This is a genomic window from Ruegeria sp. CH8, from assembly GCF_056536985.1.
The window spans coordinates 1-904 of the sequence record NZ_JBQFQR010000081.1; the positions used below are offsets into that span (position 1 = coordinate 1).

Annotated in this window: 2 protein-coding genes and 1 pseudogene; all 3 read left to right on the forward strand. The window is 55.4% G+C overall.

The genetic code is table 11. The features are described from left to right. Positions 1–340 (forward strand): annotated as a pseudogene (locus tag ACR0ER_RS25600) (hypothetical protein); the annotation flags it as partial. Then, positions 285–572 carry a transposase gene (locus ACR0ER_RS25605; protein WP_480425685.1) on the forward strand — a complete coding sequence of 96 codons (288 nt, stop codon included), beginning with the start codon at positions 285–287 and terminating at the stop codon, positions 570–572. The pseudogene ACR0ER_RS25600 and the gene ACR0ER_RS25605, both read left to right, overlap by 56 nt. An 83-nt stretch (positions 573–655) precedes the next feature. Beyond that, a partial coding sequence (locus tag ACR0ER_RS25610; protein WP_480771273.1) for an IS3 family transposase occupies positions 656–904 on the forward strand: 249 nt, incomplete at its 3' end.

Here is a 904-nt window from a genome sequence, read left to right on the forward strand (position 1 = left end):
GTCCGCCATCTACACAGCGACAGATGACGGCCGAGTGGGCTTTATCGATGCTGGCGATATAGCAGCCTGTGCAACGGCGCTGCTGGTCACTCCATCAGTCGAAAACACGGACTATATACTCACTGGCCCGGAAGCGATTTCTTATGATGTGGTTGCCGAAACACTAAGCAATCAATTGGGGCGGAAGATCACCCATCATCGCCTAACCGTCGATGAACTGGCAGAGCGTTGTCTTGGCCCCCTAAAACTGTGCCACAGTTGGCTTAGTTTTGGAGACGGGATTGATGGCGCGGAAACGGTATTCGGACGAAGATATTCTGCGGCTTTTGCGCGAGATTGAGCTGGGCCTGGCATCTGGTTCGGATGTCGCGACGGCGTGCAGAACGGCTGGTGTCAGTGATGCGACCTATTACACATGGCGCAAGCGGTTTGGTGGGATGGGACGATCTGAGATGGCCAATCTGAAGGCGCTGCAGAAAGAGAATGATCGGCTCAAGAAAATCGTGGCTGAGCTTGAACTGGACAAACTCATTCTCAAGGAGAGCCTTGATTATCTAAAGCCAAAGGCCTGACGGCAGACCAGCTTCGTCAGGCCGTGGTCCACACCCGACAAAAGCTGGCAACCTCTGAACGGCGCACCTGTCGCGTGATTGGATTGGCGCGGAGCACGCTGCAATACCGCGCAGCGCCAAAGGATGATGAGGCGTTACGTCTGGCGATGATCCGATTGGCCAAACGGTATGGGCGCTACGGCTACCGCAAGGTCGCCGAGCTGCTGCGTGTCGAAGGCTGGGCAGTCAATCATAAAAAGATCGAACGACTATGGCGCGAAGAAGGCTTGCAGCTCCCACAACGGCACAAGAAACGCAAACGGCTGTACCACAAGGACAGCTCGATCATCCGG